15 protein-coding genes are annotated in these 14,209 nt (G+C 63.5%); 6 read left to right on the forward strand and 9 right to left on the reverse strand.

The window, feature by feature from the left end; all coding sequences use genetic code 11:
- Nucleotides 1–17: 17 nt before the first annotated feature.
- The 8 genes from J3P79_RS11855 to J3P79_RS11890 form a co-directional block, all read right to left on the reverse strand.
- Nucleotides 18–509, reverse strand: a complete 492-nt coding sequence (locus tag J3P79_RS11855) for a DUF2878 domain-containing protein (RefSeq protein WP_434610721.1) — start codon at nt 507–509, stop codon at nt 18–20.
- Nucleotides 506–1,774, reverse strand: a complete 1,269-nt coding sequence (locus tag J3P79_RS11860; protein ID WP_434610724.1) for a class I SAM-dependent methyltransferase — start codon at nt 1,772–1,774, stop codon at nt 506–508. The genes J3P79_RS11855 and J3P79_RS11860 overlap by 4 nt, the downstream gene beginning before the upstream one ends.
- Nucleotides 1,746–2,561: a DUF1365 domain-containing protein gene (locus J3P79_RS11865; RefSeq protein ID WP_434610726.1), complete on the reverse strand. Its 816-nt coding sequence runs from the start codon at nt 2,559–2,561 to the stop codon at nt 1,746–1,748. The genes J3P79_RS11860 and J3P79_RS11865 overlap by 29 nt, the downstream gene beginning before the upstream one ends.
- Nucleotides 2,558–3,805: an NAD(P)/FAD-dependent oxidoreductase gene (locus J3P79_RS11870; protein ID WP_434610727.1), complete on the reverse strand. Its 1,248-nt coding sequence runs from the start codon at nt 3,803–3,805 to the stop codon at nt 2,558–2,560. Before J3P79_RS11870 ends, J3P79_RS11865 begins: the two co-directional genes overlap by 4 nt.
- A gap of 3 nt (nt 3,806–3,808) precedes the next feature.
- Nucleotides 3,809–4,564 (reverse strand): SDR family NAD(P)-dependent oxidoreductase, encoded by a 756-nt coding sequence (locus J3P79_RS11875; protein ID WP_434610730.1) that lies wholly within the window; start codon nt 4,562–4,564, stop codon nt 3,809–3,811.
- Nucleotides 4,561–4,983, reverse strand: a complete 423-nt coding sequence (locus tag J3P79_RS11880) for a nuclear transport factor 2 family protein (protein WP_434610733.1) — start codon at nt 4,981–4,983, stop codon at nt 4,561–4,563. Before J3P79_RS11880 ends, J3P79_RS11875 begins: the two co-directional genes overlap by 4 nt.
- A gap of 154 nt (nt 4,984–5,137) precedes the next feature.
- Entirely contained in the window at nt 5,138–6,214 is a 1,077-nt protein-coding gene (locus J3P79_RS11885) for an alkene reductase (protein WP_434610736.1), read from the reverse strand.
- Between the two features lie 47 nt (nt 6,215–6,261).
- Nucleotides 6,262–7,101 (reverse strand): pirin family protein, encoded by an 840-nt coding sequence (locus J3P79_RS11890; protein WP_434610738.1) that lies wholly within the window; start codon nt 7,099–7,101, stop codon nt 6,262–6,264.
- A gap of 125 nt (nt 7,102–7,226) precedes the next feature.
- On the opposite strand from J3P79_RS11890, the gene J3P79_RS11895 reads away from it, so the two are divergent.
- The 6 genes from J3P79_RS11895 (at nt 7,227) to J3P79_RS11920 (ending at nt 13,093) form a co-directional block, all read left to right on the forward strand.
- Nucleotides 7,227–8,141, forward strand: a complete 915-nt coding sequence (locus J3P79_RS11895) for a LysR family transcriptional regulator (RefSeq protein ID WP_434610741.1) — start codon at nt 7,227–7,229, stop codon at nt 8,139–8,141.
- A gap of 235 nt (nt 8,142–8,376) precedes the next feature.
- Entirely contained in the window at nt 8,377–9,681 is a 1,305-nt protein-coding gene (locus tag J3P79_RS11900) for a flavin-containing monooxygenase (protein WP_434610744.1), read from the forward strand.
- The gene (locus tag J3P79_RS11905) at nt 9,681–10,091 is read left to right on the forward strand and encodes a RidA family protein (protein WP_003201555.1); all 411 of its coding nucleotides are present in this window, start codon (nt 9,681–9,683) and stop codon (nt 10,089–10,091) included. Before J3P79_RS11900 ends, J3P79_RS11905 begins: the two co-directional genes overlap by 1 nt.
- An 11-nt stretch (nt 10,092–10,102) precedes the next feature.
- Nucleotides 10,103–10,777, forward strand: coding sequence for a DUF1028 domain-containing protein (locus J3P79_RS11910; protein WP_434610747.1), 675 nt, complete (start codon nt 10,103–10,105; stop codon nt 10,775–10,777).
- Entirely contained in the window at nt 10,770–11,948 is a 1,179-nt protein-coding gene (argE, locus tag J3P79_RS11915) for an acetylornithine deacetylase (RefSeq protein ID WP_434610750.1), read from the forward strand. The genes J3P79_RS11910 and argE overlap by 8 nt, the downstream gene beginning before the upstream one ends.
- Before the next feature lie 104 nt (nt 11,949–12,052).
- Nucleotides 12,053–13,093, forward strand: coding sequence for an ABC transporter substrate-binding protein (locus J3P79_RS11920; protein WP_434610753.1), 1,041 nt, complete (start codon nt 12,053–12,055; stop codon nt 13,091–13,093).
- Nucleotides 13,094–13,157: 64 nt separating this feature from the next.
- Here J3P79_RS11920 and J3P79_RS11925 read toward each other — a convergent pair whose 3' ends face one another.
- Nucleotides 13,158–14,069: a LysR family transcriptional regulator gene (locus J3P79_RS11925; RefSeq protein WP_434610756.1), complete on the reverse strand. Its 912-nt coding sequence runs from the start codon at nt 14,067–14,069 to the stop codon at nt 13,158–13,160.
- Nucleotides 14,070–14,209: the final 140 nt, after the last annotated feature.

A 14,209-nucleotide genomic window follows, 5' to 3' on the forward strand; every position in this document is an offset into this window, starting at 1 on the left:
ACAGGGCGATGCTTGATTCAGTGGGCGTCGGCCAGGCGCACCGCCAGCGGCAGCCCTATCGCCCATAGCGGCGCCAGCACCAGCGCGGTGCCGAGCGTCCCCAGCGGCAATGAAACACCTGCCAGTGGGGCGCCAGCGCAATAGGCGAGCGGACCGCCGACCGCGCCCGCGAGCGCGCCGAGCCAAAGTTTTTTTCCTGCCCATGCCAGGCTGTGGCGCAGCCCGCTGGCGAAAACCAGCCAAAGCAGCGCCAGCCACAGCGGCAGCGGGGTTTCACCGAAGTCGAACAGGCCCAGGACGCCAAGGCTCCAATCCAACAACATGCCGCTCGCCCCGACACGCAGCACCGCCAGGCGCTCGGCCTTCGGGTCGGGGCACCAGAGCAGGTGGACCAGCAACCCGACCACCACGGCTGCGAGCCATGCCGGCTGGTGCGCGCCGAGCACACACGCCCACCAGCCCAATTGCAGCCAGAGCGCATTGGCGATCAGCGCGGTGCGACTGATCATGTTTGACGTTGCTCCAGCAACGGAGCAGGGCGGGCTTCGGGTGCGGCGAACAGCAGTTGCGCGACGCCAATGGCACGCTCTTGGAATCCGCCCTCGCAGTAGCACAAGTAAAATTCCCAAAGGCGTTGGAACGTCTCGTCATAACCCAACTCCAGCAGGGCCTGGCGCGACTGCCGGAAGTTGTCGTGCCAGTGGCGCAGCGTGCGGGCGTAGTGCGCGCCGAAATCTTCCAGGTGCAGCAAGTTAAGTGGCGTCTGGACACTGGCGGTCTTGAGCAGCATCGACAGTGATGGCAGCGCCCCACCGGGAAAGATGTGGCGCTGGATGAAATCCACCGAACGCCGGGCCTGATCGTAACGCTGGTCGCGGATGGTGATGGCCTGGATCAGCATCAGGCCGTCGTCCTTGAGCAGCGCGGCGCAGCGGCGGAAATACTCGGGCAGGTAGCGATGGCCGACCGCTTCGATCATCTCGATGGATACCAGTTTATCGAAGCGTCCCTGCAGGTCGCGGTAATCCTGGCACAGCACCTCGATGCGTTGTCCCAGGCCCAACGCCTCGACACGCCGGCACGTGTGCGCGAACTGCTCTTGGGAAAGCGTCGTGGTGGTGACTTTGCAGCCGTAATGGGTGGCGGCATGGATGGCCAGGCTGCCCCAACCGGTGCCGATCTCCAGCAGGTGGTCGCCGGGTCGCAAGTCGAGCTTCTGGCAGATGCGTTCGAGCTTGTTGACCTGGGCATCTTCGAGGCTTTGTTCGGGGTGTTCGAACATGGCCGCCGAATACATCATCGTCGGGTCGAGCAAGCGTTCGAACAGCTCATTGCCCAAGTCGTAATGGGCCATGATGTTGCGCCGCGAGCCCTTGCGGCTGTTGCGATTGAACCAGTGCAGACCGCGCAGCAATGGCCGGCCCAGGCGAGCCAGGCCGCTGTCCATTGCGTCGAGCACTGTCAGGTTGGCGACGAACAGACGAGTGACGGCGGTAAGGTCATTGCTGCGCCAGTAGCCGTGGATGTAAGCCTCGCCGGCACCGATCGAACCATTGCCGGCGACCATGCCCCAGACTGCGCCGTCCAGTATCTCGACCTCGGCCACCAGGGGGCTGGCCACGTCGCCAAAGCTCAACGGCTCGCCATCGAGCACCAGGCGCAGGTGACCGTGACGCAGTCGGCGCAATTGCGCGAGCACGGCCTGTTTGAACAGGCCACCGCTCAACGGACAGCCCGTGGTGGCCTTAGTGACGCTCAGGGTGGGTTCGGACATGGTCTGGATCCTTATGGGCGGTTTCGCCGACAGTCAGGTCGCCATCGCTGGCTTGATGATCGTGCAGGGGCGTGCGTTTGAAGAGCAGGCGCAGGGCCTGCCAATAGATGGCGCTCACGGTGCGCAAGCTCATCCATGGAAATGCCAGCACATGGCGACGCAGTGCCGGCGCGTCGAGGGGACGACGCTGCAGTGAAAGGTCCGCATCGAACACCTTGTGGCCGGCGCGCCAGTTCTCCATGCGCACACGGATGTGCGAATCCTGGATGAGAAAGCGCATGCGGTAGTCCATGTCCGGTGGCAGGAACGGCGAGACATGGAACGACTTGGCGACCTGGAACAGGTGCGGCTCGCCGGGGGTTACTGGCAGCACGTAATGGTGGCGCTCACGCCAGGGCGTGTTGCGCACTTCACAGAGAATCGCCGCCAGGCGCCCGTCGGTTTCGTGGCAGAAATAGAAACTCACCGGATTGAAGGACAGGCCCCAACTGCGCGGCTGGGTCAGCAGGTGGATTGCGCCTTGAGGAGCGCAGCCCAGTGCCTGCCCGACGATCTCCCGCACCGCTTGCATCAGCGGGATGCCCGCGTGGGTGAGGGCCGGCAGGTAGTCACGCTCACGCCAGCACAGCGGCGCCAGGCGCCATGGCCGCAGCAAGCGTGACAGGCCCAGCATCTGCGCCTGCTCGGCGAGGTCCAGGTAGAGCATACCGATCGGATACCGGAACCCGTGGACGCGCGGCGTATGGCGTCGATGATCGATCCAGCCATGGCACACGCTGCTGTTCAAAGCGCTTCTCCGAAATGCTCCGCCACGGTGAGCGCGCTGACCACGCCATCTTCATGGAAACCGTTGGCCCAATACGCGCCGCAGAAATAGCTGTGCTGCTGTCCTTGCAGGTCATTTTGCCGAGCCTGGGCGGCAATCCCGGCGAGGCTGTATTGCGGGTGGGCGTAGTCGAAGCGAGCGAGGACTTTGGCCGGGTCCACCGACTCGCTTTGGTTCAGGCTCACGCAGAACGTCACCGGTGCATCGAACCCCTGGAGGATGTTCATGTTGTAGGTCAGCGCGGCAGGTGCCTGCGGCGGGCCGCCAAGCCGATAGTTCCAGCTCGCCCAGGCTTTTTGGCGTTGCGGCAACAAGCGGGTGTCGGTGTGCAGCAGCACCTCGTTGTGGGCGTAGGCCAAGGCGCCGAGCACTTGCTCTTCATCGACGCTTGGCGTGTCGAGCAGGGCCAGGGCCTGGTCGCTGTGACAGGCGAATACCACCTTGTCGAATCGCTCCGGGCCACGATGGCTGTGTACGGTCACCCCGTCGGTGTCCCGGCTGACCCGCTGCACCGGGCAATCAAGATGAATGCGTTGGCGAAAGCGTGCGCACAGCGGCTCGATGTAGGCGCGAGAACCGCCTTCGAGCACTCGCCATTGCGGACGCTGGTTGACCGACAACAGGCCATGGTTATGGCAGAACCGCACAAAGAACTGCAGGGGGAATTCCAGCATCCCTGCGGGTGACATCGACCAGATCGCCGAGCCCATCGGCACGATGTAATGGTCGATGAAGCGTTGGCCGTAGCGCCGCTCGCGCAGGTAATCACCCAGCCGGGTCGTGGCATCGATGCGTTGCGCCTGCAAGTCGGCGGTCGCTTCGCGATTGAACCTGAGAATGTCCCGCAGCATCCCCCAGAAACCTGGCGATAAAAGGTTGCGCCGGCGGGCGAACAGGCTGCCCAGGGTGTGGCCTTTGTATTCCTGGCCGGACACCGGGTCGTGCACCGAAAAACTCATTTCCGTCGGGCGCGAGGCCACGCCCAGCTGATCCAACAGGCGAATGAAGTTCGGGTAGGTCCAGTCGTTGTACACGATGAAACCGGTGTCCACGCCGTAGCGCCGGCCCTGCCAATCGACATCCACGGTATGGGTATGGCCGCCGATCCTGCCGTCGGCTTCGAACAGGGTCACCTGATGCTGGCGGGACAACAGGTAGGCGCAGGTCAGTCCCGAGATGCCGCTGCCAATGATTGCGATACGCATGTTTCAAGCCTCTGAGGAGTCGCGTGACAGGCGTCGACCGAGCGCCAGGCGCCAGCGAGCGGGAAGGCGCCCGAGGAGTCTCATGACAAAGATGAAAAGACCAGGGAACGCGATATCCAGCGGCCGCGCCGGCAAACGGCGAGCGATGAACTGCGCCGCCCGTTGTGCCGGCCAGATCTGCGGCATGGGGAAGTCATTGCGCCGTGTCAGCGGCGTATCGACAAAACCGGGGCTGATCAGGGTGACGTCGATGCCCTCGGCGGCCAGGTCGATGCGCAACGATTCGAGCAGGTAACGCAACGCAGCCTTCGACGCGCCGTAGGCCCCGGCCCTAGGCAGGGCCAGCCACGTCACGGCGCTGCACACCGCCACCAGATGCGGGGCTTGGCCTCGGCGCAACAAGGGCAGCGCAGCTTCCAGACAATGGCAGGTGCCCAGCAGATTGATATTGAGGACTCGTTCCACCAGGCGCGTGTCGAAGTGCCCCGGTTCCAGGTATTCGCAAGTGCCGGCATTGAGAATCACCTGATCGAGGGCGCCCCATTCGTCGTCGATACGCTGGGCGATCCCGGCCACCTGTGCGCGATTGCTGAGGTCGCCCGGCAGCACCAGCACTTGATCGGGATAGCGCTCGGCCAATGCCCGCAGTGGGTCGACCTGGCGTGCGCTCAATGCCAGGCGATGACCTTGCTCAAGCAGCAACGCAGCCAGTTCGGCGCCGATGCCGCTGCTGGCACCGGTCAGCCAGATGCGGCTCATGCCAGCCTCCGCTTGAGCCAGCGTATGAGCGGTCCGAACAGCGGCAAGTGCTCGTAGAGCAGGGCGCCCGCGTCGAAGAAGTCCCGATGCAGGTAGACCCGATCGGTCCAGCGCAAGTAGCTGCAACCAGGCAATTGGATCGGCTCACCGCCGTTCAGGCGTGGGTGACGAAAGCGTAGCGTCCAGCGCAGGTAGCCTTCACCGGGGCCGGTTTCATCGTAGCCGTGGAAGGCGTAGTGCAGATCGCTGGCGTTGGCGTAGAGCTGGGCGAAATAATCGCGCAGGGCCGGTAGCCCATCGACCCGATGCAGCGGGTCCTGGAAGAGGATGTCGGCGCTGTAGAGCTTGTCGAGCTCAGCCAGGCGACTGGCATCCAGCTCGGCGAAGGCATGAGCGAAACCTTTGAGAAAGGCAGACATGTCGGGCTCCGAAAATTGTACGTAATCAGGTTTCTGTACAAGTTTTCGGAGCGTACGGCATGAGTTGTACGAGATAAAGAGTTTTGTATAAGTTTTTTACGATTTTGTACAATTCAGCGAGGCGAGCTGGGGCTGCGCCGCGCTGTGTACCGGCTTAACGTGCCGACAGGGTTGGGTAATCCGTATAGCCGCGCTCCTCGCCCTGATAGAACGTGGCTGGATCGGCCGCGTTCAACGCTTCACCCAATCGGAATCGCTCCACCAGGTCCGGGTTCGCCAGGAACGGCGTGCCGAATGCCACCAGGTCTGCCGTGCGCTGACTGATGGCCGTGCCAGCCCGCTCAGCGCTGTAGCCGCCGTTGGCGATGTAGGGCCCGCCAAAGCGTCGCTTGAGTTCGAGGAAATCGAACGAGCCTTCGCCCAGCTCCACGATGTGCAAGTACGCCAAGCCATAACGGCTGAGCATCCGGGCGGTGTAGTCGAAAGTTGCCTGGGGATGGCTGTCGCTCATCGAGAAGTAACTGAAAATCGGCGACAGGCGGACGCCAACGCGGCTGGCGCCAAAGACCTCGATCACCGACTCGACCACCTCCTTGAGGAAGCGTGCGCGGTTTTCGATCGAGCCGCCGTAGGCGTCGGTGCGCTGGTTGGTGCCGTCACGCAGGAACTGGTCGATCAAGTAACCGTTGGCACCATGGATTTCCACGCCGTCGAAACCGGCGAGCTTGGCGTTGACGGCGGCCTGGCGGAAATCGTCGATCACTCCGGGGATTTCATCCAGCGCCAACGCCCGTGGCAGTTCATAGGGCTTGAGGCCCTCGGCGGTGTAGATTTCACCGTCGGCCTTGATTGCCGAAGGGGCCACGGGCAGGGCACCGTCAGCCTGGACCAGGGAGTGGGACAACCGGCCCACATGCCAGAGCTGCAAATAAATCTGCCCGCCCTGGGCGTGAACGGCTTCGGTCACCTGCTTCCAGCCGGCGATCTGCTGTGCAGTGAAAATCCCGGGGGTGCGCAGATAGCCCTTGCCTTGGGCCGAAACCTGCGAGCCCTCGGTGACGATAAGGCCGGCGCTGGCCCGCTGGCTGTAGTACTCGGCCATGAGGGGCGTCGCGACATCGCCGTCACCGGCGCGGCTGCGGGTCATGGGCGCCATGACCATGCGGTTTTTCAAGGACAGGTTGCCAACCTGGACGTGGGACAGCAGAAGATCAAGACCGATGTGGCTCATGAGGCACCTTTGATTAATCAGGGATGGAATGGGATATCGAGGGATGGCTAGGCCAACCGCCCTTGCTGTTTCAACTGGACGCCAATGCGGCGGATTTCCGCTTCGCCCTGTTCCAGCGCGGCCTCGCTGGTGTGGACCGAGTAGTAGCCCGTCACCAGGTCGTGGGGATGCTTGACTGCCGAACCGAGCACGAAGGAGGTCGCGCCCTGGGCAACGATGTCGATGGCCGCGGCGGATTCCTGGAAAATCACCATCTCCCCGGCACTGACCCTTTCGCCTGCGTCGAGGCTGCCGCTGTTGACGGCCAGCCACGCAACGTCGTGTCCGGCCGGCGGCGTGTAGCGCCAGCGCTCCTTGTCCTTGAGCTGCACCGCCAGGTAGTTCATGCCGGGCGGTGCGGCAATGCTGCTGCGAGCGGCGCCGTATTCGCCGAGCATGACCAGCGCCGGACCTTGCCGTGGGATGTCGGAGGGCGCGAGGTAGGCGCTGTGCGCCGGGGCGTTTTCCTGGCCGGGCGGCAACGCCACCCAGAGTTGGAAGCCACGGATCGGCGAGCCTCCGACAGGCCGGGCGTCATGCCACACGCCATTGCCGGCCTGCATCCACTCCATGCCGCCACTCGGTAGCGTGCCGGATTTGCCGGTGGTGTCTTCGTAGACCACTTCGCCCTCGATCATGTAGGTCAGCGTCGCGATCCCGGAATGCGGGTGCATGCCGAAGCCGCGCGGCATGCCCTTGGCGTTGAACTCGAACAGATCCAGGAACACGAAGGGTTTGCACAGTTGGCCGAGGTCGCCGGGGCTCATGAGTCGGGTGATGGGGCCATGGCTGCTGCCGGTGGTGCGGTGGACGATGGCGCGCGGTGGTGCCGCGACAATGCTGTTCATGGGAAGGGCCTCTGGTTTCAGGAGCACGGGGGCTTCGATGGAAGAAGCGTAAGCGCCTTCCAATCGTTTGATTAGCCGATACAATCGGATTGAACTCATCCAGAAAACGCAGGAATCCCGACGCTATGCTGGACTTGAACGACGTGGCGCTGTTTGTCCAGGTGGTACGCAGCGGCAGTTTTGCCGAAGCGGCCAGGCGGCTGGGCATGCCTTCGAACACCGTCAGCCGGCGCGTCCAGCAGCTGGAAGCGCAGTTGGGGACGCGGTTGCTGCAACGGTCGACGCGCAAGCTCACGTTGACCCATGTGGGCGAGGGGTTCTATGAGCGTTGCGTGGGCGCAGTGGATGGTTTGATCGACGCGGGCCAGGCGCTGATGCACGGCAGTGACGAACCTGCCGGCCTGGTGCGGATCGCCGCGATGGCGGATTTCTTCGACTTCTTCCCGATGGAATGGATTGCCGACTTCCTCGCCGCGCACCCGCGTGTGCAACTCGATTTCGTGCTCAGCGATGCCCGTGTCGACCTGATTGCCGACCGCATCGACGTTGCCTTCCGAGGCGGTGTGTTGCAGGACTCGGGATACGTCGGTCGGCAACTGCTGAGCAACGCCAGCGACGGCATGGTCGCCAGCCCGGCGTACATTGCTGCGCGGGGCATGCCGAAGTCGCTGGACGACCTGGCTCGGCACCACAGCGTGAATTTTCCCCATCCCAGTGGACTGAGCCACTGGCAACTCATTGGTCCGGACGGCCAGGAAGCGGTCGTGCAGATACCCAGCCGTTTCAACGCCAACACCGCCCAGGCATTGCGCAAGGCGGCGGTGGCAGGCCTGGGCATCGCCGTGCTGCCGTCGGCGTTGAGCGCCATGGACCTGGAAGCCGGCCGACTGGTGCGGGTACTGCCGCAGTACCAACGCAACGGCTTCGGCCTGAACGTGCTCTACCCAAGCCGACGGCAGTTGCCGCTGGCGGTTTCGGCGTTCATCGCGCTGGTGATGGAGAAACTCGAGCTCAAGGCGTTTCCGGCGCGGCCAAGCTGAATGCACCTTTTCGACACGTTTTGACCTTCGATTGCCCTCGGTTGGCGCAACGCCTGCCGAGCAGTTTTTTCCTTCCCAGCCACAACAAAAACCCTCGTTTCGCAAATTTCCGCCTGCCAACACAATCGCCTCGACAGCTCATTTCGATAGCTGAAATCGCAGAACAACAAGAAACCGAACCCCGAGGCGGCACCGCGCCGACCTGAGCCAAAACCACTGCCGGAAGTGCCCAGACATGCCCGTTGAAACCCTACGCATCGATACGCTTGTAATAGGCGCCGGCCAGGCCGGTGTCGCCATGAGTGAACATTTGAGCCGCCAAGGCGTGCCGCATCTGGTGGTGGAGCGCAATCGCATCGCCGAGGCCTGGCGTACGGCGCGCTGGGACTCGCTGGTCGCCAATGGCCCGGCCTGGCACGACCGCTTTCCCGGGCTCGAATTCGCCGGCCTGGATCCCGATGCCTTTGCCTCCAAGGATCAGGTGGCCGAGTACTTCGAAGCCTATGCCCGCAAATTCAATGCGCCGATCCGCACCGGGGTGGAGGTGCGCAAAGTCGAGCGCAATGTCGGTCGCCCGGGCTTCCGCGTCGAGACATCGGACGGCCTGATCGAAGCCACGAACGTGGTGGTGGCCACCGGCCCCTTCCAGCGCCCCGTCATCCCGCCTATCGCGCCTGAGATGGCTACGGTCAGCCAGATTCATTCGGCGCAATACCGTAACCCCGAGCAGTTGGCCGAAGGCGCCGTGTTGGTGGTGGGGGCTGGGTCGTCGGGGGTGCAGATCGCCGATGAATTGCAGCGCGCCGGCAAGCAGGTCTACCTTTCTGTCGGCGCCCATGATCGTCCGCCGCGTGCCTATCGCAATCGGGATTTCTGCTGGTGGCTGGGGGTGTTGGGCGAGTGGGACGCCGAAGCGGTCAAGCCCGGCAAAGAACACGTGACCATCGCCGTCAGTGGCGCCCGGGGCGGCCACACGGTGGACTTTCGTCGGCTGGCTCATGAGGGTATCACCCTGGTGGGCCTGACCCGGGCGTTCCATGGCAGCGTGGTGAGTTTCGAAGCCAACCTTGCCGAGAACATTGCCCGTGGCGATGAAAACTACTTGGCCTTGCTCGACGCGGCCGATGCCTATATCGAGCGCAATGGCCTGGACCTGCCGCCCGAACCCGAAGCGCGTCGGTTGTTGCCCGACCCCAAGTGCATGACCCATCCGATCCTCGAACTGGACCTGGTCGAGGCGGGCGTCACGACGATCATCTGGGCCACCGGATATTCGGTGGACTACAGCTGGCTGAACGTCGATGCGTTCAAGGCCGACGGCAAACCGCGGCATCAGCGTGGCGTCGGCAGCGAGCCCGGCCTCTATTTCGTCGGCCTGCCGTGGCTGTCGCGGCGCGGCTCGGCATTCATCTGGGGCGTATGGCACGACGCCCGGCATATCACCGACCACATCGTCAAACAGCGCACGTACCTCGACTACCGCGATGCATCCCAACGCGTTTCGCAACCTTTGAAAACCAGCCTGACGGGAGTTCGTTGATGCCTACTCACACTCGCATCCGCATGTTCAATACCAAGGACACCTACCCGAACCAGACCTTGGACAACGACCTGTGCCAGGCCGTGCGTGCGGGCAATACCGTGTACGTCCGTGGACAGGTAGGTACTGATTTCAACGGCCAATTGGTTGGCCTCGGCGACCCGCGGGCCCAGGCCGAGCAGGCCATGCGCAACGTCAAGCAACTGCTGGAAGAAGCCGGCAGCGACCTGAGCCACATCGTCAAGACCACCACCTACCTGATCGACCCGCGCTATCGCGAGCCGGTGTATCAGGAGGTCGGCAAATGGCTCAAGGGCGTGTTCCCGATTTCCACTGGGCTGGTGGTCAGCGCCCTGGGGCAGCCGCAGTGGCTGATGGAAATCGATGTGATCGCGGTCATCCCCGAATAAGGAGCAACGACATGACGTTTTCCATCGTCGGACGCTGCGCCGAAACCGGCCAGTTGGGCATCGCCATCAGTTCATCGAGCATTGCCGTCGGTGCCCGTTGCCCCTGGCTGCGGGCCGGGGTTGGCGCGGTGTCGAGCCAGAACATCACCTTGCCTGCGCTGGGCCCGCAGATCCTCGACGAACTGGCCGCCGGTTCGGCTGCGCAGGAGGCACTGGACCATGCCCTGGCGCGCAATGGCTATAGCGAGTATCGACAGGTGGCGGTGGTGGATGCCCAGGGGCGCACGGCGGTTTTCACTGGTCGCCACGCCTTGGGCGTCCACGGCGCGGTGCTCGGTGAGCAGTGCGTGGCGGCCGGTAACTTGCTGGCGGGCGATGGCGTCATCGCCGCCATGGTCGGGGCGTTCGAGCAGGGTGAGGGCAGTCTCGCGTCCCGGCTGTTGGGCGCATTGCAGGCGGGACAGGCCGCCGGTGGCGAAGCCGGGGCGGTGCATTCGGCGGCGTTGTCGGTGGTGGATGACCTGACCTGGCCGATAGTCGATCTGCGGGTCGATTGGGCAGAGGAAAACCCCATCGGCGAACTGGAAAAACTCTGGCTCGCCTATCAGCCACAATTGCAGGACTACCTCACGCGAGCCCTCGACCCGACCCAGGCACCCAGCTATGGAGTGCCGGGCGATGAGTGAGTTGCGCAGCCGCGCCCTGCTCGCCGAACTGGTGGGCTTTGCCACGGTCAGCCGCGATTCGAACCTGGCCTTGATCGGGTTCGTTCGCGATTACCTGCATGGCTTGGGCGTGAGCAGCGAGCTCATTTATAACGCCGAGCGCACCAAGGCCAACCTGCTGGCGAGCATCGGTCCGTCGGTGCCGGGCGGCGTGGTGCTGTCGGGGCACACCGACGTAGTGCCGGTGGACGGGCAGGCCTGGACGGTCGAGCCGTTTTGCCTGACTGAAAGGGACGGCAAGTTGTTCGGACGCGGTACAGCGGACATGAAAGGCTACCTGGCTTCGGTGCTGGCGGCGGTGCCGACATTCCTCGCCAGCCCGCTACGGCGCCCAGTGCACCTGGCATTTTCCTATGACGAAGAAGTCGGTTGCCTGGGCGTTCGCAGTCTGCTGGACGTCCTGCCACAACGGGTTCCGCAACCGGCTTTGTGCTTGATCGGCGAGCCCACCGAACTGAAACCGGTGCTGGGCCACAAGGGCAAGCTGGCGATGCGTTGCCACGTCAAGGGCGCACCTTGCCATTCCGCCTATGCACCCTATGGGGTCAATGCCATCGAGCAGGCGGCACGCTTGATCGGCCGCTTGGGTGAGATCGGCGCGGAGCTGGCCGAACCTTCGCTCCACGATCCGCGATTCGATCCTGCGTATTCGACCGTGCAGGTCGGCGTGATCCAGGGCGGCACGGCGCTGAACATCGTCCCCGCCGATTGCCGCTTCGACTTTGAAATACGCGCCTTGCCGGACTTCGCCCCGCAGGGGGTGGTGGAAAAATTGCAGGACTACGCCGAGCAGGCGCTGCTGCCCAGGATGCGGGCAGTGAACATGGACACCGCGATCCGTTTCGAGCCGTTGTCTGCCTACCCCGGTTTGGCGACCTCCCCAAACGGCGAAGCTGCGCGCCTGGTGGCCCGCCTCTGCGGCAGCGATGCCTTTGGCACCGTGGCGTTTGGCACCGAAGGGGGGCTGTTCCATCAGGCCGGCATCCCGACGGTGGTTTGCGGTCCCGGCAGCATGGACCAGGGCCACAAGCCCGACGAGTACGTGAGCCTCGAGCAGATGGCCGCTTGTGACCGGTTGATGGATCGCCTCGCCATTCACCTGGGCGAGCCCGATGGACGGGACCCAGGATGAACAGTTTTGCAATCGCTGTAGACCACGCCGCCCGCGTTTACGGTCACTTTTGAGTCCCGCCGCCGACTCGTGCGGGCGAGCCGGCATTTTCGAGGAACCGATTCATGTCCAGATCCTTGCGTTGCAACATTGCGTGTGCCCTGGCGGTGCTGAGCACCAGCGTCCTGGCCGCGCCACAAAGCCTGACCGTGATCTCATTCGGCGGCGCCACCAAGTTGGCCCAGGACAAGGCCTACTTCCAACCCTTCAACGCCAGCGGTACGGGAAACATCGTGGCCGGCGAATACAATGGCGAACTGTCGAAGATCAAGGCGATGGTCGCGGCCGGGCACACCAGTTGGGATGTGGTCGAAGTGGAAAGTCCCGAATTGCTGCGCGGTTGCGAAGAAGGCTTGTTTGAAAGACTCGACTCGGCGGCGATAGGCAAACCTGCGGATTTCGTCCCAGGAGCGCTCACTGAGTGCGGTGTGGCGACGTATGTCTGGTCGATGGTGCTGGCTTATGACCAGAGCAAACTGACCAAGGCGCCCACGTCCTGGGCCGATTTCTGGAACGTCAACGAGTACCCGGGCAAGCGCGGTTTGCGCAAGGGCGCCAAGTACACCCTGGAAATCGCCTTGCTGGCGGATGGCGTCAAGACTGAGGATCTGTACAAGGTCTTGAATACGCCGGAAGGCGTGACGCGGGCATTTGCCAAACTGGACCAGATCAAGCCGAACATCCAGTGGTGGGAAGCAGGCGCCCAGCCGGCGCAATGGCTGGTGGCCGGGGACGTGGCGATGAGTGCTGCCTACAACGGTCGCATCGCCTCGGCGCAGAAGGAAGGCATGAAGCTGAGCATCGTCTGGCCGCAGAGCCTGTATGACCCGGAATATTGGGCGGTGGTCAAAGGCACGCCAAACAAGGCCCTGGCGGAGAAATTCATCGCCTTTGCCAGCCAGCCGCAGACTCAGAAAGTCTTCTCGGAGAACATCCCCTACGGACCGGTGCATCGCCAGACGCTTGCGTTGCTGCCTGCCGACATCCGTGAGCAACTGCCCACTGCCGAGGCGAACCTGGCGCAGGCGCAAGCGGTGGATGCTGAATTCTGGGTCGACCACGGCGAGGAGTTGGAACAGCGTTTCAACGCTTGGGCGGCTCGCTGATCTCGAACTGCTCTTGTGGCGAGGGAGCAAGCTCCCTCGCCACGGAGGTATGAGGCTCGCCGGCCTACGCCAACCACTCCGTGAACTGCTCTTTGCAGTAATCCACGAACAGCTGCGCCGGCTTGGTCAGGTGCGCGCGCTTGAGCCAACCAGCCACCAGCGCCGAGCCGGTCACGTCCTCGGCGATGCTGACACACACCACCTCCTGTCCGTCGTAGGTGCAGGTCGATTGCGGACGGGTCACCAGCACGGCGAAGCCAAAACCCTGGCCGACCATGCCGCGTACCATCTCGATGGAGGGCGAGCTGAAGACGATGTTCGGCGCCAGGCCCAGCTCCTCGAAGATGCTCACGAAATACGTCCGGCTGGGTTGTACGTCCAACAGGATCATCGGTTCGAGCGCCAGGTCCCGAAGCGATACCTGCGCTTGATTGGCGAAGCGATGGCCGGCCGGCAGCAATGCGTAAGGTCGTTGCGGCGCTGTCAGTGCTTCGGTCTCGATCGTGCTGTCGAGATCGTGCTCATAGAAGATCGCCAGGTCGAAACGCCCGCCGGTCAGGCCCTGGACCAGTTCCTGTTGCTCGCCATCCTGAACGCGGATTTCCACGCCGGGAAAGCGCTCGCGAAAACCTGCGATCAGCCGTGGCAGGTAGAGCGGGGCGACGGTCTCGAAGCAGCCGATGTCGATCTGGCCACTGACCACGTCATTGTCGGCCAACGCGTTCTGCTCGAATTCCCGGGCCATGCGCAACAGCTCTTGGGCCTTGCGATAGAACCGCGCACCGGCCGGGGTCAGCGAGACGCCCTGGGCATGATGACGGATCAACAGCTGCACGCCGAAACTGTCTTCCAGGCCCTTGACCGCCGTGGCAATCGACGGCTGGGCGATGTACAGCTTGCGGGAGGCTTCGGCGACGCTGCCACATTCCACCGTGGTGACGAAATACTTCAACTGACGCAGGGAGTAGGACGCCACGGTACACCTCGATCCGGATGATTTTGCGTACCTTACCGTGAGCCACTCGTGCAGGGCGACGGGCGTTGCAACGGATTTTGCTCGGCATTGGCGATATCCAGGCTGGCTTGTCGAGCGAGCAGAAAAAACGCCCGCCGAAA

The sequence above is a fragment of the Pseudomonas sp. R1-7 genome, from assembly GCF_051132105.1.
GTDB lineage: Bacteria > Pseudomonadota > Gammaproteobacteria > Pseudomonadales > Pseudomonadaceae > Aquipseudomonas.